The organism is Planctomycetota bacterium (genome assembly GCA_016235865.1).
GTDB lineage: Bacteria > Planctomycetota > MHYJ01 > JACQXL01 > JACQXL01 > JACRIK01.
This window is the reverse complement of sequence record JACRIK010000030.1, coordinates 111318-133693: the sequence shown is the minus strand read 5'-3', so window position 1 is coordinate 133693 and position 22376 is coordinate 111318. Positions and strand designations below refer to the sequence as shown.

Genomic DNA, 22376 nt, shown 5'->3' with positions numbered 1-22376 from the left:
CATAGCAACATCAGGACTACATATATATAAACGTATTAAACACCCTTTCAGACTAAATAATTTCTAATTTCTACTCTATTTCTTCACCGTCTTGGGCGCCTTGGGTTTATGCTGGCCCAGCTCTTCCAGGAAGTTTACCAGCAGATTCTGCAAGGCGAATTCGCTCACCTTGGACCGCTGGTGCCCGAAATGGCTCATCACGTGCAATACCCGGCCGCCCGGCAGGTAATTTATGTCTTTGCCGCCCGTGGCCTGGAAAGACGGGTCAATCACCCTGAAGGTCACGGCCACCGCGCCTTCGTCTTTATACTGCTTGGCTATCTGGGGACTGGTTATCAGCACAACCACATCCGATTGACTATTGATTTTGATATTCGGGCTCTCGTCGTCTATCTGCCATTCGGACTCCAGCGCTAATGCACCAGGCGCCGGCACCGAACGGGTCTCTCCGGACGGAGCCGGTTGCCCCATAGCCGGTGGCTGGGCAATGGGCGGCGCCTCAAAGACATATTTCAAGTAGGGATGCAACACCGCGGCCGGTTCGGGCAGTATCCTGACCGTTCGCTCGCTGATAAACGCGCTCTGGGATATGGTCTTGGGAAAGGCCCGCTGGACGATTTCCATTATGTTAAGGTCTTCGGTAAACAGATACCCGCCGGTCTCCACGAAACGCTTGATTTTCTTGATGGTCTTGTCGCTCAGTTCGGTCTTGTGATTGATGTGATTCTCCGTGCCCGGACACTGCCAGAGCCGGACCAGGTCCAGTTTCTTCTTGGGAGGCGGCAGTTTGAGATGCTCCGGATTGCAACAATGCTCGGCAAACAAGTTACAGTTAAATACCAGCGCCCATTTGTCATCCAGCGAATACGACTCCTTTTCCAGCTCTGATTTGCCAATGAGCGTATAGGGGATATTGAGAGCCGCCAGGATATCCTGGATATGGTCAAAGTTGCAGTCAAACCCCTTGCCGCCGGCCTTCTTGATATTCTCATCGCACCGGTCATTGCGCACCACGATGACCTTGTCCTTTTCCAATGACTGGGCCGCGGTCATCGGCCGGTATTTGTCCACATTGCCCTCGCCGCTAAAGATCTTCTTCTGCACGATAATCTCGGCCGCGGGTTTGTCCTTGCTCTTCTCCCACCACTCCATCCAGAGCGTGTAATTGGTATGGAACTTATCCGGCTGCCGGGTCAGGTCGTTCAGAGAGGCATAGACATAATCCAGCAGTTCTTTCTTGCTCTTATCCTTCTCGTCAATGGTCTTGAGCAGGTTAATCAGCGCCTCGACCGACTCTTTTATCCGGATATTGCCGAGTTGGCGGATGGCTGCCAGTTTCATTTCATAGGTGCCCTTTTCAATAACCGCGTTAAGCAGTGGAATCACATCCGGCGACTGGTTATTCCGCATGGCAAACAGGAGCGACCGGCCCAGGTCGCTGTCCTTGTGTTTGAGGATAAGATTGGTTATCTTGGGAATGACATCTTTATTGGTCAGTCGACCGATGCCGTTCAGGATACCCCAGTAGGCATCCGCGCTCTCCGGCTTGCCTTCCAGGCCCAGAGCGGCTGAGGACAGCGCATTAAAGGCGGTCTCGTCGTTCTGCCGGACCAGCTCCTCCACTGCCTTCCTGACCGCTTTGATATCACTCTTCTGGATGGCGTTCTGCAGGTCCTGGGCCGGGCTGGCGCTGAATGCCGTGTCTGATATGGCCATGCCCAGGATCAGCGCACTGACAATAACAATTAGTGCTTTGTTAGTCATATAACGCCTCTCTACTCGCAGTTTGAGCGGAGCGAATTACTGCGAGTTATCCCGACAGTCTTTGTCGGGACTTCCGCCTGGCGAAGAAATGGCGAAAAGCCATTAAATCTGCCATTTCTCCTCCATATATATGAATGCTTGGGGACCCCGAAAAACTGCACGCACCCATCATTTTCTGGCCCCAAATCCCCTCTATCAAGAGGGGTAAGGGGTGTGTCTTTTCCCGCCCCGCCCGATGTCATTCCCGTCCCGCTTGTCATTCCCGTGAAAACGGGAATCCAGCGGGATAAACTCCGGCGGGAATCCAGGATTTTAATCTGTGTAATCTGTGGCTCTCTAAATTTCTGCACTATTTTTCAGAAACTACTTGACATTTCCGGTCTGAGGTGTATATTTATAGTGGAAGTCAGTAAATGATAGTAATAGACTAATTAGGAGGATTTGGCCATGGAAAAGAAACCCCTATCCAAATTGGCGGTGGCGAGCTTTGTAATACCGACGACTTCAATCGTTGCCGGTATAATTGCCATTATCATAGGAGCATCAAACATAAACACGGAACGTTATATCGGTCATTACCTCAAAGAAATATTAATTATAATCGTGGTGATGCTTGCTATTGCCAATATCCCCGCCTTTGGCATCGGTATAATGGCCCTGATACGGGTTAAACGTAATAATCTAAGGGGAAAATGGATGGCTGACTGGGGAATTATTTTGAGCTTTATAATCATATTGGCAACTCTATTTATACTCAATGTTGGAGGACACGGCCATGGAGGATTAGCTGCAAATGAAAATTCGGCAGCCGCCACTTTAAAACTTATTACAAGCGCCGAAGCCGTATGGCGCCAACAGGATTGCGATGGCAATGGCATAAATGATTACTGGACCTATGACATTTCTTGTTTCCACCGTGCCTATCGCCCGAATAATACCACCAAACTTGCCTTTATCTCTATAGACGTAGCCCGGGCTGATATGGCGCCGGCATCAAAGCCTGGAGGAATAATGCCATTTGAGTATCCTCAAATAGAACCATGGATAAATATTGCGACTACACCAAAATCAGGTTATTGCTTTCAGGCGATGGTAACTGACGAAAAAGGTATGCCTTATAATCAGAATCCTGTTGGACCAAATAAGCTATTGGCGACTAATGGCAGTAAATATGCCTTCGTGGCCTATCCCGATGCTTACGCTATGAGCGGTATTAACACATTTATAATTAACGAAGAAGGCACGATTTATGCTAACGATACCGGAAGCGATGCCAATAAGATTATCCTGACCTGGCCCGGCGTTAATCCCACCAGCGTCACAGGACCTGGCGGCAGGTTATGGCGGGTGGCAGATTAAAAAGGAGCGATTTATGGAACAGAGACCCCTATCGAAGTTGGCTGTGGCGATATTTATATTGTCGTTAACTCCTCCATCGCTTTTCATAATCAGTCTAATTATTTTACCTATAGATATCAATTTCTACTATAACCGCTTTCTTGATCATTACCTTGGTATTATACTATTAGCACTAATTATTATTAGTATCGTTCTGTTTTGCATTACTATATCATCACTGTTACGGATCAAAAGAAATAATTTAAGGGGAACAACACTGACTAAATTTGGGCTCATATCAAACGTTCTTGCTATACTTCTATACATAGGCTTTATTTGGTTTAATACACACGGACCAAGTTGTGCTGGTCTAAATCAAAGCTCCGCTGTCAGCTCGTTGCGGTTATTTGTAAATGCTGAAGCAATATGGATTCAGCAGGATTGCGATGGTAATGGCATCAAGAACTATTGGACCTATGATATCTCATGCCTTAATCGTACCTATCGTCCAAATCGTGCAATTAAGGTTTCGTTTATTTCTGTCGATTTAGCGCGCGCTGATATGATTCCTGCCTCACCGGTTGGAGGAAATACACCTTTTGGCACCATGAAAATAGAACCATGGATGGAGGTAACACCTACTTCAAAATCCGGTTATTGCTATATGGCAATGATTACGAATGAGAATGGCATGCCATACAATCAGAATCCTGTCGGACCAAATAAGATACTGGCAACTAATTCACACGAGTTTGCCTTTATGGCATATCCGGTAGAATACGGGAACTATTACTGCACCAACACGTATATTGTTAATCAAGAAGGCACAATCTATGCTCGTAATATGGGTAGCGATGTTAATAAGATTGTCCTGAGATGGCCGAATGCAGTTGAAATAAAGAAATGGAGAATTGCCGATTAATCAGATAAATCCGTTTAATCCGCTTACTAAAGAAAGTGAGGTGCTTATGACTAAGAAACTGAAGACCCCGACCCTGGAGCCGCAGACCGGCAAGGACTGGTATTCCATCCGCGAGGCCTGTGAATACCTGGATGTCAGCGAACAGACCGTATTCCGCTGGATGAAGGACGGCAAACTGACCTACTTCAAGGTGGGCGATTCCACCCGGTTCCGCAAGGAAGACCTGGACCTGATGGTCACCAAGTTCACCGGCGAAAAGGAGGCCGAGAAATACGGCACGAAATGCGTGTCCTGCGGGCATTCGGTCCTGATTCCCGGCCGGGTGGCCGGCACCGGCAAGGTCTATTTCAAGCCCTATAAGACCAGGTTCTTCACCCTGCTGGAGAGTTCGGTTAATATCGAAGCCAAGACCTGCCCCAAGTGCGGATTCGTCCAGGTCTTTGCCGATACCGAGAAACTCAATAAACTGATTAAAACAAAGAAGGAGTAACGAAACCACAGATGGACACAGATAAACACTGATATTCATTGTGGTAAAAGGAGCCAGTTATGAAAAAGATTCTATTGATTTTATTGCTAGTTATATGTTTACCGTTAATAGCATCAGCCGATGGCAAGTTTTATGCCCGGGAAAAAGTCCCGCCTGATGTGCCCTACCAGCGTGCGATTATCTCATATCAGGACGGTACAGAAATTATGATACTGCAATCCAAGTTTGCCGGCCAGGCAGAGGACTTCGGATGGGTTGTCCCATTACCTAATCCACCTAAATTCGGTAGCGTTAAAAAGGACGATGCCGAATCATTCTTCTGGCAATTAAGCCATACAACGTCACCAAAAGTAATTTATATTTCACAGTTGATTATCACCATAACCCTATTAATTATGATAATCATATTTATCATATTAGCAGTTGAAAAGATAAGTTGCGCTATCAGACGTAAACCCGTTCCAAAGTTATTCCAATTCTCAGTAAATCATCCGATTTGGATAATACCTATTATACTATTTATCGCCTCGATAGCTACTCCCAATCTTTTGTCTTCGCGAGGCGTTGATTTACTACACCAGGAACAGGTTGGCATCTATGATGTCAAGGTCATTAAAGCTTCTAACGCCAGCGACCTTATTAATTGGCTGAATGAACATAAATACAAATTCACCCCACAGGATGAGACGACCTTTAATAATTACGTCCAGAAGGGTTGGTGTTTTATTACCGCGCGAATTAATCCGAAAGAATCAATCACTAATAACTTCCGGTCAAGGGATGGGCTGGTCAACCCGCTGGTTATGGAGTTCCTGTCTAAAAATACGGTTTATCCTCTTTCTCTCACCGCCACTGTCGGCTCAAATACCGAAATATTACTCTACATCTTCGGGAATCATAAAACAGATGCCGACAATCGCTTTGAACTGGAGTTCGCAAAAGAAACTAATTACTCACTAAATGAACTAAAGTTAGAATCCAAGGAAATTGATATGGCCAAATATCCGGGTAAGTATCTGACCAAACTCCGCGGGAAATTATCATCAGAACAGATGAAAGAAGACCTGGTTCTAAAACAAGCAAAAGACGATAAAACGTACCGTAAAACCATCTGGCATTAAGCCAGAAATAAACACAGATTAATCCGTGTAATCTGTGGTTTATGATTGGAGGTATTTTATGGAAAACGAAATAAAACAGCCGTCAGAACTCAAAGGCAATGTCGTTGTCAACCTGTTTATCAGGAACAATATCTTTTACCTCCTGAGCGCCCTATTGATGGTCATCGGATGCTATCTGGTTCTGGCGCCGTTCCAGCAAATTACCCGGAGCATCGCAGACTTGCTCATCTATTTCTTCGTGGTCAACCTATACGAAGCCATCCTTATCGCGGCCGCACTCTATATCATCGCCAAAAAGAACGTGGTGCGCGACGGCGCCATCCTGCTGGTTATCGAAGGATTCTTTCTGGCTGACGCTACCCTGATAAACTCGGTCTACTATTTCTATAATATCTGGTTCGGCCTGATTATCAATGCCATTATCCTCATTTTAGCCATGGTCAAAATAACCCTCATCGTCAGCTATCTGCAATTATCCTTATCAAAGGCATTCTACAGATTTATCGCCCTGGGCTTGACCTACTTATATCTCTTCACCGCCATCGGCATCCTGGGAATACAAAAGGGATTTGTCGGTTCCGCCATGCTCTTCGTCATCTGGTCAGTAGCCGGCTTGATTCCGGTGGCATTAATCGGTTTAGCCGGAAAAACAGACGGCGAATCAGAATCATTTACGGATTTCCGCAAAAAGGCGCAGGCGATTTTCTCATTAGCGCTTATCGGCCTGCTGATAGTCCATATCGCCACGGTCAACTGGATACTCAGCGCCCCGTTCTACCTGTGCTATCTGGCCACCTTCTTTATTTCCTTTGCGGTCATTCTGCCGGAACTGATGCCCAGGCGCAAGGCCGAACGCCGGTTCCACTGGCTCCAGTATGCCCTGCCCATCGCCGCCATCCTGATTACCCTGGATTTCCCCACCGACTTGATATTCAGTTATTTCCCCATTACCCTTTCGCCTCTGAGATTATCGCTGATTCTGATAGCCCTGTCCTTCGCCTATTTCTATCTGCTCTATCAAAGATGGTCGTTTATCTTTTACAGCGGACTGCTGCTCCTACTGGCATCCTTTGGGTATGAAGTAGGCGTGATTGCAGAAAGAGTAGCCGATATCGCCAGATGGATTTGGCGGCGGATGCCTGAAACCAGAAAGGACTGGGGCATCCTGAGCATCATCTCAGCGCTGGTGTTATTCGCCTGCGGATTCCTGGTCAGTTTAAGAAAGGCAAAACTGGTGGCGTTAAGCAGAAAAGAATAATTGTAACCACAGATTCCGCAGATTGCACAGATTAATCGGTATATTCTATTGGGAGAAAATGGCTATAAAGATTTTAAAGTGCAGCCGGGATTGAAGATTAGAGGTGTCAGATGTGGAATAAAATAAGAACACTATTAATAATCAGCATAACCGCTTTTATAGTATGGATGATTATGGCATCTTCACTCACATTCCTGCAAACGGAGAATGAATCTCCGCCATATCCATACAGCGGTTATCCTTGGTGGAAAATTATTCTATTAAATACTGAACGTCTTTATCTTAAAACCTTACGAGGGTTTGGTGAGCTACCTTACCCGGAAATGATATTGCAGTTTATTATCGGTTTATTTATCGGACTGACTATTGTTTACCCTATATTTTGTAAGTTAATCTTTAGGGTTGATCTGATAAAAAGCCGAATTTGGCTTTATTGGTTAATACTCATAGGCATATCATTGGGCATACCACTTTTGATGAGCACACTTCCATATTATCCAATAATTGTATATATTACTATAGTGCTAACTCCAGTGGCGTATATCTACATGTTTGTAAAAAGCATATTATTAATAAAACGATATAAAAGTAAACAGACGTAATCATTTACACGGATAATCTGTGTTCATCTGTGTGAACTCCGCAGAGACCGCGCAAGCGAATCTGTGGTTATAAATTTATGAATTGGATTTACTTATTGTTATTGATAGTGCTTTCCCTGGCCGGGTTTTATCTGGGCTGGCGCTATGTCGGCCGGATGACCAACCGCTGGTGGATTGTTATTGCCCTAGCCTGTCTGGTTATCATCATGACCTTCGCAATATTCAGATTCTATCCAGCGCTGGAATACCACCTGATTCCCTCATTCCTGGGTAATTTCGTGGAGATTATCCGCTGGTCGCCATTTATAATGCTGTTCATCGGCATCGCGGTCAGGAAGGGACGAGGCGAATTCCTGCCCGTGGAACTGACCCTCCTGGCGCTGTTATTCTTTATCTACGCCATACTGCGGGTAAGTTGGATTTATATGGGTAACCGGGTTGACCCGAAAGAGTTGCGGATTAGCGAAGAGGGAGTATGTATCCAGAGCACGGGCTATACCTGCGCCCCGGCCTGCGCTGTGACACTGCTGAAACACTTCGGCATTGCCAGCACCGAAAAGGAAATGGCTAACCTATCGCATACCGGACCGGGCGGGACAGAAACAGTTCCCCAGGTCAGGGCGATTGCCAGAAAGGCCAAGGATAAAGGATTAAAGGTTGATATCATCACAACTGATTGGGATGCCCTGAAACAGCTCCGGACGCCGTTTATCGTTGATGTTAAATGGAGTCCGGGGATTGACCACGTACTGGTGGTATTCAAGGTAGCAGCAGAGAGTATCAGCATTGGCGACCCCTTGAGCGGTAGGATTAACGACTGGGATAAAGAAAGGTTCATGAATAGCTGGCGCGGCTCGGCGATTATCATCAAATAACCCCTATTTCGGGGCATTTTAGCCATTTTGCCATCTTCCAGCTATAAAACAGGCCAGGGGGTGTCCTCCAGTGGAGGATACCATACCCCCCTATGGTAGGTACCATACCCACCCCTATAGGGTACCATATCCTCCCGTATAGGGTACCATACCCATCCGTAGAGGGTACCATACCTCCCCATAGAGGATACCATACCTACCCGTAGAGGGTACCATACCTCCCCATAGTGGATACCATACCTACCCGTAGAGGGTACCATACCTCCCCATAGTGGATACCATACCCACCCGTACTGGGTACCGTACCTACCCGTAGAGGGTACCATACCTACCCGTAGTGGGTACCGTACCTATCCGTACCGGGTACCATACCTACCCGTAGAGGGTACCGTACCTACCCATAGTGGATACCCTACCTACCCGTAGTGGATACCATACCTACCCATAGTGGATACCATACCTACCCATAGAGGGTACCATACCTACCCGTAGTGGGTGCCATACCCTCCACCCTATCCACTCCACACTACTACCCCCTGTATAGATTACCGCTACCCCAGACAAAAATCGAGCCGGATTAGATACCTATTTTCTTGGATTCCTTATAAGAATTATTTTATCATTATCCATATGTTTGATAAATCTGCATTGAAACTCCACCACTCCTCTTTTATCGTGGACGGACACGCGGATACATTCTGGAGGATTGCCATGCGGGCCAATCCGCCAGCCCGTAAGGGAACGGCCAAGTATAAATATTTCCGGTCTACCCCGGATTTCTTTACCGGCATACCCCCAACCAAGCCGGGTGAGATGGCCAAGTCGCACGTGGATTTCCAGCGCCTTAAAATGGGCGGCACTAACTTACAGTTTATGGCGGTTTACTCGCCCCCTAAATATACCGGTCTGGCCGCCACCACCTTTGCCCTGAAGATGGTTTTTGAGGTTCTACACGGTGTCCGGCAGTCCTCTTCCATGTCATTCCTGCCCCGCCCCCAATGTCATTCCCGCGAAGGCGGGAATCCAGTATGGCGGGATAAACTCCAGCGGGAATCTAAAATCCTGGATACCTGCTTTCGCAGGTATGACAATAAAAGAAATAGGAATGACGAGTTAGTAATAGTAAAATCCGCCGCTGACCTAACCGACCTGGTCCGGCGCGACGGCATGGGATTCCTGATTAATATAGAAGGCGGAAATCCGCTCAACAAAGACGTCGGCATACTCAAGGTATTCTACGAACTGGGCGTCCGGTCCCTGGGCCTGACCCATAATCCCCATAACGACTTGGGAGATGGAATTGGAATCAAACGCCCCAGGGGTTTAACTTCATTCGGCAAGACCGTGGTCCGGGAACTTAACCGGTTAGGGATGCTCATAGACGTGGCGCACTTAGCCCGGCCCGGATTCAGAGACGTGGCCCGGATTGCCAAAGGGCCGTTCATCTCATCGCATACCGGCGTGCGCGCCCTGCGGGATATCCCGCGCAACCTGGATGACGAACAGATAAAAGAGATTTGCCGGCGCCAGGGCGTGATGGGCGTATTCTATCTGCCGGATTACTTGAAGGCCTTTAAGCGCAAGAAAGATTCTGCCACAATCAAGGACGTGGTCAATCATATCCAGTATATCGCGGACAAATTCGGGGTGGATTATGTGGGCTTAGGCTCGGACTGGGACGGCTACGGCGGCGTCACCTACGGACTGGAGGACTGCTCCTGCCTGCCTAATATCACCCAGGAACTGGTCCGGCGGGGATTCAACCGGAACGAGATTAGGAAAATACTGGGCGGTAATTTTGTAAGGGTGATTAAACAAATACTAAAGTAACCACAGTACCCCTACGAATTACGAATTTCCAAATTACGTATTCGCTATCGCGGTCACTTCTTATTAGTAATTAGCTTATTCGCTATCCGCGGTCCCTTTGGGTTCGTTATTAGTAGTATTAGGTTTTTTGGGCATCTTCTTGGGAAACATCGTCGTGGCGGTCTGGGCAACAAACAGCGCCATCAGGTTCAGGAACATCAGCGGCAGGATACAAACCACCGGCACCAGAATCAGCATAGACAGTGATTCGGTCTTGAGATACATCCAGACCCCGGCGCCGATTAATAAAACCGCTTCTATAACAACCGCTATCAGAATAGCCCTGGCATACCTGCTCTTACGGGACGCATTAGCAATGGTAACAACTACGGCTGCAATCGCGACCAGCACTGCAATAGCCGATAAGAGTTGGACTAATAATTTAGACATGTCTTAATACCCCTTCTATAATTATTTTATCTGCGTAATCTTTGAACTCTACTGAGGCCGCGACAGCGAACATCGCAGTAAACGCAAAAGAGAACACGAATGATACGAATTAAGCCGAATAATACGAATAATTCGTGTGATTCGTAAAGATTCGTCTTATTCGTGTTAGTAATTAATTCTCCTCGTCTTCCTCTTCTCTTCTTTGGCCCCGGGGACGGGAACTCTTGCGGGCATCAGCCGAGAGGACCTTCTTGCGCAGGCGGACGGACTTGGGCGTGACCTCGACCATCTCGTCATCGCGGATGAAGGTGATGGCCTTGCCCAGGGTCATGGGCATAACCGGCTTGAGAATGATATTATCATCGCAGGTGGACGAGCGCATATTGGTCAGTTTCTTGCCCTTGGCGGCATTGACATTCAAGTCGCCGTCCCGGCTGTATTCGCCGACAATCATGCCTTCATAAACCCGGTCGCCCGGCTTGACAAAGAGCGCGCCGCGCGCCTCGAGATTTTCCAAAGCATACGGCGCGGCCGCGCCTTTGCGGTCCGCCACCAGCGAGCCGGTCAGCCGCGACTTGAATTCGCCCCGGAACTCCTCGTAGCCCTTAAGATATGAACTCATTATGCCGGTGCCGCGCGTGTCGGTCAGGAATTCGTTGCGGTATCCGATCAGGCACCGGGTCGGGATGGTGAATTCCAGCCGGACCCGGCCGGTGCCGTGGTTGATCATATTAATCATCTGGCCCTTGCGCTGGGAGATTTTTTCGGTAACGATGCCGATATGGGCCTCGTCGCAATCTATGTAGAGATGCTCTATCGGCTCTACGGTCTGGCCGTCCTTCTTTTTGAAGATGACCTGGGGCCGTCCGACGCTGACCTCATAGCCCTCGCGCCGCATGGTCTCGAGCAAGATCTCCATCTGGAATTCGCCCCGGCCCTTGACGATATATGTATCAGAATCAGGCGCTTCTTCCATTTGGATACCCACGTTCTGCAGTGTTTCCCGGCGCAGGCGCTCCATTATTTTACGGGACTGGACAAAGGTGCCCTCTTCACCGGCAAACGGCGAGGTGTTCATGGTAAAGGCCATAGACACGGTCGGCTCGTCCACATTGATGCGAGGCAATGCCTTGGGCACGCTTTCGTTACAGATAGTATCGCCGATAGACACGTTTTCAATACCGGCCAGGATAATGATATCGCCCGGATGGACCTCGTCCACCAATTCTATGGAGATGCCGTTATAGACCTGGAGTTTGGTGACCCGGATGGGTATGGTTCTGCCGTCCTCCTTGATGCAGACCAGATTGTCGTTGCAGCGGGCTGAGCCGTTGAATACTCGGCCGATGGCCAGCTGGCCGACATAATCGGAATAATCCAGGTCAGCCACCAGCATCTGGAACGGCTCGGACGGATGATAAGACGGCGCCGGAACGGTCTTGAGAATGGTATCAAACAGGATAGTCAAGTCCTTGCCCTGTTCTTCCAGGGTCTTCTGGGCAATGCCGTCGCGCCCGACTGCGTATAAAACCGGGAAATCCAGGTCTTTCTCATGGGCTTCCAGATCAATGAAGAGATTGTAGATTTCGTCTAAGACCTCTTTGGGCCGGGCGTCCTTGCGGTCAATCTTGTTGATGACCACAATCATCTTAAGTCCGGCTTCCAGCGACTTTCTCAGGACGAACCTGGTCTGGGGCAGCGGGCCTTCGGCCGCGTCGACCAGCAGTATCGCGCCGTCCACCATGCTCAAGCTCCGCTCCACCTCGCCGCCGAAATCGGCGTGGCCCGGCGTATCCAGGATATTGATGCGCACGTCCTTCCAGGTGATGGAGCAGTTCTTGGCCGCGATGGTGATGCCCCGTTCTTTTTCCAGGTCCAGGTTGTCCATGACCCGTTCGGAGATTTCCTGGTTCTGGCGGAACACGCCGCTCTGGCGCAGCATCAGGTCAACCAGCGTGGTCTTGCCGTGGTCCACGTGGGCGATGATGGCGATGTTGCGGATCTTCTTATTGCTCTCAGTCTTCGTCATATATATAAATCCTGACACGGAAAGTTTATCATGCTACCAATTATCAGAATGGATTGCAAGTAAATGATGGGCTAATCCGCTGTAATCTTCATCAGTGCATCTTTGATACGTGCCCGGAGCGATTCTTTGTCCTCGTTGGCCTGGGCAATCACCGGTGCGCCGTAGGTGACGGTAACCCTAGCGCCGGGCAGCGGAATCATAAAACTATCCCAGGACTTGAACCTATGGAACTTGGATGCATTCCAGGAAATCGGAATAACCGGGAATCCGGTCTTCTGGGCCAGGAATAATAATCCGTCCTGGACCTGGTATTTGGGCCCGCGCGGGCCGTCCGGCGTAATCACCGGCGAATAACCGGTCAGGGCCTGGCGCAGGAGATTAATCAACCCCTTGATGGCGCCCTTGGAGGTCGAGCCCCGGATAACCGCCGTGCCCAGCGATGATTCCAGCCGAGTCATTATCTCGCCGTCCTTGCTGTAGCTGGAAAAGACCACCAGTTTGTGGCCGCGCGCCACATATCGTATCTTCATAAGATAGGTCATGAAGAACATTCGGTTGTGCCAGAAGACGAAAATGGCGTTTTTGCGCCTGTCAGATACCAAATCACGCGCCAGTTCGGCATTCATTTCCCGGAATCGGCAGGTCCGGCATAACCCAAACAGGATGGCCTTGCCCAATCTCCAATACAGCGGAATCATAAAAACATTATAGATTATCTTCATATTTATTTCCAATATTTTCTTGACCCCGTTAGAGATATTTGGCTCTTATCATAATAGTTGCAAAAACGTAAGAACGAAAGAACTGAAGAACCAGAATGATATAGTTTTGCGTTGTTCGTTCTTTAGCTCTTCAGTTAAACCGGAGGTTTAGAGTATGCCAGATGATAATGTCGGACTTCCATTAGATGCATTAAAAGAGATGCAACCCGCCGAGACGCCGCCGGCTCCGCAGGAGGAACCGGTACCCGCGCCAGAGGCAGAACAACCGGCTATGCCTGAGGCCGAAGCCCCGGTGCCTGAATCGGCTCCCAAATTAACCAGACCGACACCAAAGTCCATAAAACCAGCGCCCCAAACCCCGGAACAGAAGGCGCGCTATTCCAAAGCCGATACCTCCAAGGGCGCCAGACGGCTCACCTACATAGTACTGGTCCTGCTCATTTTCGTCCTGCTCTTCGGCGGGTTGAACGGCTATCAATCATTCGTCAACATCCCGGCGCTGAAAGGCAAAATCGACGAGGCCAATGCAAAAATAAAAGAAGCAAGCAAGACACTCTCTCTAATGACCGAAGAAAAGAACACCCTCTCGTCGGATAAGGATAAACTCCTCAAGACCAAAACTAAATTAGAAGACGACCTGGGCGCTCGGGGCAAGGAAATTACCGGACTCAAAGAGGATAACGACACCCTGACCAGGAAGAGGACCGAACTGGAAGGTGACGTGACCAGATTGACCGACGAAAAAACCCTGGTTGAAGAAAACCTCTCCAAGATGGACAAGGATTACAAAAAGATGGAGGAGGAATACAAGGGCGCGGTTGACAAAACCCATGAACTGGAAAGTGGCCAGGACGAATTGAACAGGAAAATATCAGACCTCCAGAAGAAGATTGACGACCTGACGGCCGGACAGGCTTTGCAGCAAAAATCATCTGACGCCAAGAAACAGGAATGGCTGGCCGAATATACCGAAAAATATTCACCGGTCGCCTTAAAGATGGTGGAACAACTGAACCAGCTGGCCAATGCCCTGAAAGAAGGGATGAATTACAAGACCTACCGGGATATGGTCAAAGAACTGGAAGTTCCCTATGAAGAATTCAAGATGCCGCTGACCGAACTCTCATACCGGAATCCATCCTTCAAACTGATTAACTCGGCCTATAATAATTTCAAATCAGTGGAAGAAAGATGGAAAAGCATCGTGCGGGCCAATCCGGGCGAGGAGAAGTGGCGCGATAAGATATTCAAACTGGAAAATCCGGTCGCCACCAACCGTCCCTGGGCCGACCAGATTCAGGAATTATGGCGCGAGGCCGTGGCCTCAAACGTAATGGCCGGACTGCTCATTGAGAGCAGGGAAGCATTCCCGGATAAATGCATTGTCTGCGACGGCAAGGAAAAGCTCACCTGCCTGACCTGCAGCGGAAACGGCAAATGCGTCGCCTGCACCGGCACGGGATATAACAAAGATAACGCCGCCTGCACATTCTGCAATGCCTCAGGCAAGTGCCCGATCTGCCTCGGGCTGATGGTTCTGCCCTGCAAAATCTGCATTCTCAAGAATACGGAACTGGGAAAGGCCGCGAAATCCGAAGCGTCTCCGGCTCCGACCGCACCAAAGGAAGAAGCACCCAAGACTACCGAGCCGCCTAAAGAGGAAGCGCCCAAGGAGGAAACCCCTCCGGAGCATGAAGGTCATTAAAGGATCAGGTTGGAGAAACACAAAGGCAGCCAGGCGCTGATAATCTAATTCAGACCATCCATTTATCACATTAGAAGTGTAATAATTCTAATCCCGCACCAATCTGAAAGATAGGCGCGGGATAAGAAACTGTACCATCCATCGGCTTAACAGTTTCTAATGCGGAAGGGGGGAGTTGAACCCCCAAGCCCTTGCGGGCACTAGGTCCTGAACCTAGCGCGTCTGCCAGTTCCGCCACTCCCGCTTTTACCTTGACAAGCCGTTGATTATATTTTACCTTATAAGCATGTCCAGTAATAGCAATATAAAAATTGTGCTCAAGAATAAAAAAGCGTATTTCAATTACGAGATTCTGGAAAAATTCGAGTCCGGTCTGGTTCTGAAAGGAACCGAGGTAAAATCCATCCGGGACGGCAAGGCCAGCATCAATGAAAGCTTTGCCCGGCCGTCCAGAGGGGAATTATTCATCTACCAAATGGATATCAGCCATTATAAATACAGCCGGATGGATGGTTACGACCCGAAACGGCCCAAGAAACTATTGCTCAAAAGAGGCGAAATCAACCGGCTGATCGGTAAAATAAAGGAAAAAGGATTGACGCTGATTCCGCTTTCATTATACTTCAAGAACGGGTTTGCCAAAATAGAACTGGGCCTGGCCCGGGGCAAAAAGCTATATGACAAACGGGAATCTCTCAGGAAAAAGGATACGGAAAAGGAAATAAGAAGAGTATTCAAACAGAATAGATAGTAAAACTAAATAAACTTGCGAATATCCCGGCGTTCATCGGGATAGGAGGGGGCGAAAAGGTTTCGACCAGGTTGCTTGTGATAGCAGTTGCGTGCCGAGGTTGTCAGGAGGCCTCGTTAAAACCTGACACAATAATGTAGGTGCTGAACCTTCATATGCTTTGGCTGCTTAATTGACGCCACCCCGGCGCCTGATTTGCCTGCGAGTTGGGATGTCGGGGTTACAGTCAGCAGGCTACGGTTTGGACGCGCCTGAAGGTTTAAGCCGGACATTTATACTTCGGGCTCGCCTGGATTAAGCCAGTCCTTCGGCGGGGTCCAGGTAAAATCAAATGAAGGTCTACGCATGTAGATACGGCTATGACAAGGCCTAGGGACGGGGGTTCGATTCCCCCCGCCTCCATTAGCCATTCCTATATCCGAGAACGCGCAGCAGTCGAGGGTATTAGAATGGCTTATGTCCCGATGAGTATAACGACATCGGGACGCTAATTTAATATGGAAGAAAATTATTTCACCAGCCTTAATACCAAAACCATCGGCCGAAAGGTCTTGTGCCACAAGAAGGTCACCTCGACCAATGACCTGGCCTGGCTGGAAGTGTCCAAAGGAATTGAGGGAGGAACGGTTATTCTGGCTGACGAACAATTAAAAGGCCGGGGCAGATTCGGCCGGGAATGGTTTTCACCGGGACAAAAAGGAATCTGGTTATCAGTGGTGCTCTATCCATCAAATTTCCCGGAAGAAACATTCCTGCTGATGTCCATCGGCGCGCTGGCCGTGGCTGATTTGCTCAGGAATAAATTTAATCTGCCCGCATCTATCCGCTGGCCCAATGATGTTATCATCAACAATAAGAAAATAGCCGGCATAATTGTGGAAAGCAAATACATCAACAAATCACCCAATGCCGCGGTGTTGGGCATTGGAATGAATATTGATATGCCGGAATCGGAAATACCGGCTGACCTGAAAGATATCACCACCTCATTGTTCGAGGAGACAAATCAGGCAACTGCTCTGAAAATTGAAAATATCGCGTCCGACTTAATCTGCCTGCTGGACAAATGGTACCTCAAAATAACCAGCCGGGAATTGAAACCCATTCAGGATGCCTGGCGCAGTTTTTCCTGCGTCATGAATAAAAAAGTCTCGGTTAAGATAAAAGATAAGTTACTGGAAGGCAAGATAGTGGACTTAGACCCATGTAAGGGCTTTGCATTATTGGAATCGGATGGTAATACCCGCTGGTGGCGCGGCGAGACCGTGGAAATGCTGCGCTTGATTTGATTTAGTTTCGTAAAACTTGTATCTAATTTGCAAGTGATTATAATGGACCAGTTATCCTAAAATAGGATAACACCTCGATAGCGAAATTAATGAACGGGGGTGTAGCTCAGTTGGGAGAGCGTCCCGATGTCACATCGGGGAAGTCAGGGGTTAATGGAAACTCTCAGTGGTTATGTATACATCCTGAAGAGTGAGCGCAACGGAACTTATTGTATTGGAAGCGCAAAAAACTTAGACCACAGATTGGTAGAACATAACTCTGGCGAGGTAAAGTATACTCGTAACATTAGACCTTTGGCTCTGATGTTTGCTCAGAAATATGATACATTAACAAAGGCGCGAAAGGTAGAATACAAACTAAAGCGTCTTAAAAGTGCTAAAGTTATAGAGCAAATTATTGCTGAGCAAAGTATAAAAATAAAAGTACCGGGGGTGTAGCTCAGTTGGGAGAGCGGCTGGTTCGCAATCAGCAGGTCAGGGGTTCAACTCCCCTCACCTCCATTGAGTAAATTTAACGGTAAATCGGCCCCGATATTCATCGGGGTATAAGAGTCCGTAACTTACCTCGTTCGTAACGGACTCTAATGGGCGGTTAGCTCAGTTGGCTAGAGCGTCTGCTCGACACGCAGAAGGTCACAGGTTCGAATCCTGTACCGCCCACCATAAAAATGGTGCAAAAGGTCATGGCGCCTAAGGCGCCATACCGCCCACCACCTCGCCTGATAATAAGGGGGTTTATAATGAATAAGAAACCGGACCAGAAAAAGAAATATACGAAGCCCGCCATCAGAACCGAAAAGATATTTGAGGCAAATGCCCTGGCCTGCGGCAAGGCAAAACCTCAAACCCCCGGATGCCTCAGAAGACTTAAAACCTCATAGCGAAACACTGTAACCATATTATGGCTTCTATCTGCCTGGCTATCTGCGGTATCACCACTAAGGTTAATCTCGTCAGCGGAAACGGGTTCCATATTGCCGTCAAAAAACGATATCGAAACTTCTTGCACCCGACAAATAACCGGAGACCTGACATTAATCTTTACATAAAAACTATAAGTAATCACCTCCCGATTCCAGATACCAGACCATCTATCGATTTGACGAATAAAACTTTGCGCATCAAAGGCGGCGGTTTTACCTGCGCTATCTCCCGCAAAAATGGGTTGTGGGAAGGCAACGGCGTCATGGAAGAAAATATCTACCAGCTTGACACCCTTTTGCGGTTGCTCTATTCCCACTTCCTGATAAAAGATAACGGGTTCCTGATACACGCCTGCGGCATAAATCATGAAAACAGCGGTTATCTTTTTGCCGGCAGAAGCGGCACTGGTAAAACCACTCTGGCCAAAAAGGCGCCCTATCACAATGTGCTCAGTGATGAACTGGTGGGCTTGCGTTTCTCAGGCCGGAACCCAATCCTGATGGGCACGCCGTTCTGGGGTGAATTCCAGAGAGGCGGCCAACCCATATCCTGCGCCCTGAAGGGTATTTATTTCCTGAACAAAAATACCCGTCCCAAATTAATCCCCCTGTCGCCGTCATCAGCCATGAAGAAACTACTCAAACTCGTTTTATTCTTTGGCATAGGTTCTCGCTCTGATATAACTGCTCAGCAGATACTTAACTCGGCCGCAAGGTATTTGCTCTGCAAGCCAACTTACCAAATAAATATGGCCAAGAATACCCATTATAAAACAATCATAAGAATTATTTCTCACAATGTCAGATAATAATTATACATTAATAAAAGTCACGGGCACTAGCATGCGCCCTTCTATCATCAAGGACGATTGCGTGGCTATCAGACGTTGTTCCCTGAACGACTCGAGAATCGGTAATATCGTGGCCGTTAATACCAGCAATAATCTTTGCATCCATCGATTGGTCTGGAAAAATCATACTAAACTTATTGTCAAAGGCGACTCGATATCATCTTTCGGATTATTTACCATCGACAAAGATTGCGATTTCATCGGAAAGGTTATCAATATTACCAGAAATAATAAAATCATTGCCACGGAAAAACAGTGCGACAATATTGTCAGATTGCTTATATCGCTCTGTCTGATACCCTGGCAGATCATCAGGAGGCATTAATTATGATACGATTAGACGACTCGGCGGAAAGAATCAATTATCCATTCCAGAAGATTGAAGACGACACCATCATCGTCGATCCCAAAAACAGGTTGATGCATCAGTTGAACGATGTCGGTTCGCGGGTCTGGGAACTCCTGAGCCAAAGACAGGCAATAAGAGATATAATCACAACCATTACGGATGAATATAACGTGGATCCCTCCGCTGCAAGCGAGGACGTAATCCAATTACTGGACAAGATGTCAGAACTTAAGTTGATAAAAGTAACCAATGAATAAAAACAACCCAAATTCCATAATGGAAGAAATCTCCGGCCGGGCTGACCGGTTATTGATTCCGCTCACAGTTTTATTGGAACCGACCCGCCGCTGCAATCTTGAGTGCCGGCATTGCTACCGCATAGAAAATACCGAGCGGGAAGAAATGCCGCTCCGAAGAATTCTCAGCTTATTGGACGAGTTACGCCAAATGGGTTGTCTTTTCCTGACCATCAGCGGCGGTGAACCGCTCCTGCACCCGAATTTCCTGGAAATATGCCGCAAAGCACATTCGCTCAATATGGCTATCAGCATTTTCACCAACGGTACTCTCATGTCCGAATCATTAACCCGCCAGCTGAAGCAACTTAATATTATTGATGTTCATTTAAGCATCTATGGCGCAAAGCCGGAGACCCACGACAGCATCACCCGACATAAAGGTTCGCATAACAAAACCATAGATACCGTATTAAGGTTAAAGCAAAACAACCTAAGCATGCGATTTAAATATATAATCATGAAAAGCAATTTCCGGGAATATAAAAACATGCTTCGCCTGGCCGAGCAATTGGATATTCCCTATGACTTAGACCCGATTATTACCCCGCGAGACGACCGGGATAAAACCCCGACCAAACTATCTTTATCAGACGAGGAATTAGAAGTAATCTACCGGGATATGATGCCAACAGCCGCCGGTGGCCAACCCGGCAACTCCTGCTCCTCAGGCCGTTCATACTGCGCCATAAATTCGTATGGCGATGTTTATCCCTGTATCCAACTGCCGGTACCGGCCGGTAATATTATGAAGAATGCCTTTTCCGATATCTGGAGTAATTCAAAGTGGCTCGGGGAAATACGCGACTTTTACAGCCCGAGCCAAGCGGCCTGCGCCGATTGCGCTGAGATTAATTATTGCCGCCAATGCCCGGGGATGAATTACCTGGAAACCAATAATATTTATGGCATTTCCAATGAAACCTGCCGCAATACTCGGGCAATAAAAAGAGCGACGCTTGATAAAAATCTTGACAGCCGCCCCAATAATATCTATAGTATTAAGACTGATTAACCCCTAGCAACAGTAAAGGAGTAAAAGATGCAGATAGAAAAGCAGTTCAGCGTATCCGGCGTGAACAAACCGGCCGTGCTGGCCAATATCGCCCGGGCCCTGGCAGATGAAAAGGTCAATATCAAGGCTTTAATCATCACCGATTCAAAAGGATCCGATGTAATGAAGATGGTCGTGGATAAACCCGATGTCGCCCGGACTCTTCTGTCAAAGTTCGATTCTCCGGTTACAGAGGCCAATGTAATTTCCGTGGACATCCCGAACCGTCCCGGCGCCTTTGCAGCGCTGGCCGAAAAGTTAAGCCGCTCGCATATCAATATTGAATCCGCCTACTGCACCGCCGGAGGCCCGGCCGGCAAGGCCATCGCCATATTCCAGGTACCTTACATAGAACAGGCCAAAAAGGTGATGCTCGAGGCAATGAACCGCAAGCCGGAGAAACTGATTCCGACTATGCGCGCGCCACAAGGCAGAAGATAAACATCAAATAAAAAACCCGCCCCGATGTTGCATCGGGGCGGGATAACTGGCTGGGACTAAGCGAAGCATGACTCCGAGCACCCCGCCCCGAATGCTTTCGGGGTCGGGGCGCGCAGATCAACGACCAGAGGTCTAACAGCCAGTAAAAAGCCGCGCACCGCTCTTCGGATTGCTCCCTATAAGCCCGTTAAGTAGCCGGCTCCAGCCAGGTATTCCTACGGCACATAAACACAATAGGGACCGTTGCTTCCTTCCGGACCTGGCGGGGTTATACTACTCTGCATATTGCATAGGACCCAACCTTCAACGCCACTTGCTTAAAGAGTATTATAAAAAGACAATACCTCCAAGCGGGATTCAGCCCTGCTATAGCGGATTGCAGGTCCATCCCTTGCGGGACTTCGGGGCACCGCTACCGCCCCGCCTAGCGCGGTTAAAATATTAAAATAAAAGCAATAAACCCAGGTTAGCGCCAAGATAATCGGTCTTGTTTTCAGGCCACTTGACGAATCCGGTACCAAAATTCTCCCAGGCGCTGCCCTGCCAGTACATCCGGCCCCCATAGGCATTGAATGTGGTCGAAAATGACGGGCTTACTTTATATGACACGCCGCTTCCGAATTCCACGGTATAACCAATCCGATCGGTAAAAAGCGCTCCGGGCAAAGAGGTGTTGGTAACCCGGTTGAGAACCGGCTTGTGATATTCCACCCGCCAGTTGGCCACCAGGACCGGCGTGAATTCCTCGCTCCATTCCGGCCGGCGCTCATGGGCCAGATTAGTTTCCCCCTTATAACCGATAAATAATCCGTAAGATTGTATCTTCTCGGTAACCTTGGCATTTGACGGAACGCCGCCGACAACAAAATCCGAACGCTTCTGGATACCCTCCGAACGTCGCAAACCCGCATACCAGACGCCCGGCATTGTGAAATCGTCGCTCTCTTTGAAGGCGTAACCGACATAACCGTCAATCCGCGACCAGTAATAACTCAAATTATCGGTCTGATAATTTATCACGCTATTAACATCCCATTCCTCCCGGGCATCGCCGACAGTCAAAGGGATAATTCCTCTGATTCCGCCCTGAAACTGCTGGTATTCCTGGCAGATATCAAGCATCCCGACCAGATTCATCGTCTCTGCCTTGCCGAGCGTCTTGGTATCCGGCTCGGCCTCCTCGTAACGCAGTGTCTCGGCGCCAATCCTGAAATCAACAAAGTTAGTCACCTTTTCATCTATATTGATCGGCATAAATTCCGACGCGCCATGGGAATAAAGAGGATGGACCACCAGCGCCAATATACCGATCAATAGCAATACTATTCTTTCCATAC

General features: G+C 48.3%; 22 protein-coding genes, 3 tRNA genes and 2 other RNA genes. 20 read left to right on the top strand and 7 right to left on the bottom strand.

The window, feature by feature from the left end; genetic code table 11:
• Positions 1-75 precede the first annotated feature (75 nt).
• Complete coding sequence (locus tag HZA49_10080) at positions 76-1764, bottom strand: HEAT repeat domain-containing protein (GenBank protein MBI5779781.1); 1689 nt, start codon at positions 1762-1764, stop codon at positions 76-78.
• Positions 1765-2211: 447 nt separating this feature from the next.
• Here HZA49_10080 and HZA49_10075 point away from each other — a divergent pair, with 447 nt between their 5' ends.
• The 7 genes from HZA49_10075 (at position 2212) to HZA49_10045 (ending at position 10200) form a co-directional block, all read left to right on the top strand.
• Complete coding sequence (locus HZA49_10075) at positions 2212-3123, top strand: DUF2950 family protein (GenBank protein MBI5779780.1); 912 nt, start codon at positions 2212-2214, stop codon at positions 3121-3123.
• 13 nt (positions 3124-3136) lie between these two features.
• Complete coding sequence (locus HZA49_10070; GenBank protein MBI5779779.1) at positions 3137-4024, top strand: DUF2950 family protein; 888 nt, start codon at positions 3137-3139, stop codon at positions 4022-4024.
• A gap of 46 nt (positions 4025-4070) precedes the next feature.
• Entirely contained in the window at positions 4071-4514 is a 444-nt protein-coding gene (locus tag HZA49_10065) for a helix-turn-helix domain-containing protein (protein ID MBI5779778.1), read from the top strand.
• Positions 4515-4573: 59 nt separating this feature from the next.
• On the top strand, positions 4574-5635 hold the full coding sequence (locus tag HZA49_10060; GenBank protein ID MBI5779777.1) for a DUF2330 domain-containing protein: 1062 nt from the start codon (positions 4574-4576) through the stop codon (positions 5633-5635).
• A gap of 58 nt (positions 5636-5693) precedes the next feature.
• Positions 5694-6893 (top strand): hypothetical protein, encoded by a 1200-nt coding sequence (locus HZA49_10055; protein ID MBI5779776.1) that lies wholly within the window; start codon positions 5694-5696, stop codon positions 6891-6893.
• Positions 6894-7572: 679 nt separating this feature from the next.
• Complete coding sequence (locus tag HZA49_10050; GenBank protein ID MBI5779775.1) at positions 7573-8370, top strand: hypothetical protein; 798 nt, start codon at positions 7573-7575, stop codon at positions 8368-8370.
• 630 nt (positions 8371-9000) lie between these two features.
• Positions 9001-10200 carry a dipeptidase gene (locus HZA49_10045; GenBank protein ID MBI5779774.1) on the top strand — a complete coding sequence of 400 codons (1200 nt, stop codon included), beginning with the start codon at positions 9001-9003 and terminating at the stop codon, positions 10198-10200.
• Between the two features lie 75 nt (positions 10201-10275).
• Here HZA49_10045 and HZA49_10040 read toward each other — a convergent pair whose 3' ends face one another.
• The 3 genes from HZA49_10040 to HZA49_10030 form a co-directional block, all read right to left on the bottom strand.
• The gene (locus HZA49_10040) at positions 10276-10629 is read right to left on the bottom strand and encodes a hypothetical protein (protein MBI5779773.1); all 354 of its coding nucleotides are present in this window, start codon (positions 10627-10629) and stop codon (positions 10276-10278) included.
• Positions 10630-10801: 172 nt separating this feature from the next.
• Positions 10802-12658: a translational GTPase TypA gene (gene typA / locus HZA49_10035; protein MBI5779772.1), complete on the bottom strand. Its 1857-nt coding sequence runs from the start codon at positions 12656-12658 to the stop codon at positions 10802-10804.
• A 71-nt stretch (positions 12659-12729) separates the two neighbouring features.
• On the bottom strand, positions 12730-13380 hold the full coding sequence (locus HZA49_10030) for a lysophospholipid acyltransferase family protein (protein MBI5779771.1): 651 nt from the start codon (positions 13378-13380) through the stop codon (positions 12730-12732).
• Positions 13381-13534: 154 nt separating this feature from the next.
• On the opposite strand from HZA49_10030, the gene HZA49_10025 reads away from it, so the two are divergent.
• Positions 13535-15085: a hypothetical protein gene (locus tag HZA49_10025; protein ID MBI5779770.1), complete on the top strand. Its 1551-nt coding sequence runs from the start codon at positions 13535-13537 to the stop codon at positions 15083-15085.
• Between the two features lie 160 nt (positions 15086-15245).
• Here the strand turns inward: HZA49_10025 and HZA49_10020 are convergent.
• A tRNA-Leu gene (locus HZA49_10020) sits at positions 15246-15329 on the bottom strand.
• 42 nt (positions 15330-15371) lie between these two features.
• Here HZA49_10020 and smpB point away from each other — a divergent pair.
• The 12 genes from smpB to HZA49_09960 all read left to right on the top strand — a co-directional run bounded on the left by smpB (position 15372) and on the right by HZA49_09960 (position 21039).
• Positions 15372-15836 carry an SsrA-binding protein SmpB gene (gene smpB / locus HZA49_10015; GenBank protein ID MBI5779769.1) on the top strand — a complete coding sequence of 155 codons (465 nt, stop codon included), beginning with the start codon at positions 15372-15374 and terminating at the stop codon, positions 15834-15836.
• A gap of 47 nt (positions 15837-15883) precedes the next feature.
• Positions 15884-16241: a transfer-messenger RNA gene (gene ssrA, locus HZA49_10010) on the top strand.
• Positions 16242-16333: 92 nt separating this feature from the next.
• On the top strand, positions 16334-17125 hold the full coding sequence (locus HZA49_10005) for a biotin--[acetyl-CoA-carboxylase] ligase (protein MBI5779768.1): 792 nt from the start codon (positions 16334-16336) through the stop codon (positions 17123-17125).
• A gap of 153 nt (positions 17126-17278) precedes the next feature.
• On the top strand, positions 17279-17563 hold the full coding sequence (locus tag HZA49_10000) for a GIY-YIG nuclease family protein (protein ID MBI5779767.1): 285 nt from the start codon (positions 17279-17281) through the stop codon (positions 17561-17563).
• A tRNA-Ala gene (locus tag HZA49_09995) sits at positions 17554-17626 on the top strand. The genes HZA49_10000 and HZA49_09995 overlap by 10 nt, the downstream gene beginning before the upstream one ends.
• Positions 17627-17711: 85 nt before the next feature.
• Positions 17712-17788: transfer RNA gene (locus tag HZA49_09990), tRNA-Val, on the top strand.
• 77 nt (positions 17789-17865) lie between these two features.
• Positions 17866-18006, top strand: coding sequence for a hypothetical protein (locus HZA49_09985; GenBank protein ID MBI5779766.1), 141 nt, complete (start codon positions 17866-17868; stop codon positions 18004-18006).
• A 20-nt stretch (positions 18007-18026) separates the two neighbouring features.
• The gene (locus tag HZA49_09980) at positions 18027-18857 is read left to right on the top strand and encodes a hypothetical protein (GenBank protein ID MBI5779765.1); all 831 of its coding nucleotides are present in this window, start codon (positions 18027-18029) and stop codon (positions 18855-18857) included.
• A complete protein-coding gene (locus HZA49_09975; protein ID MBI5779764.1) occupies positions 18847-19224 on the top strand; it encodes a hypothetical protein in 378 nt (125 codons plus the stop codon). The genes HZA49_09980 and HZA49_09975 overlap by 11 nt, the downstream gene beginning before the upstream one ends.
• 2 nt (positions 19225-19226) lie before the next feature.
• Complete coding sequence (locus HZA49_09970) at positions 19227-19505, top strand: PqqD family protein (GenBank protein MBI5779763.1); 279 nt, start codon at positions 19227-19229, stop codon at positions 19503-19505.
• The gene (locus HZA49_09965; protein ID MBI5779762.1) at positions 19498-20559 is read left to right on the top strand and encodes a radical SAM protein; all 1062 of its coding nucleotides are present in this window, start codon (positions 19498-19500) and stop codon (positions 20557-20559) included. Before HZA49_09970 ends, HZA49_09965 begins: the two co-directional genes overlap by 8 nt.
• Before the next feature lie 27 nt (positions 20560-20586).
• Positions 20587-21039, top strand: coding sequence for an acetolactate synthase (locus HZA49_09960; protein MBI5779761.1), 453 nt, complete (start codon positions 20587-20589; stop codon positions 21037-21039).
• A gap of 150 nt (positions 21040-21189) precedes the next feature.
• Here HZA49_09960 and ffs read toward each other — a convergent pair.
• Together ffs and HZA49_09950 are read right to left on the bottom strand one after the other, a co-directional pair.
• Positions 21190-21472, bottom strand: an RNA gene (ffs, locus tag HZA49_09955) — signal recognition particle sRNA large type.
• Between the two features lie 8 nt (positions 21473-21480).
• On the bottom strand, positions 21481-22374 hold the full coding sequence (locus HZA49_09950; protein MBI5779760.1) for a hypothetical protein: 894 nt from the start codon (positions 22372-22374) through the stop codon (positions 21481-21483).
• Positions 22375-22376: the final 2 nt, after the last annotated feature.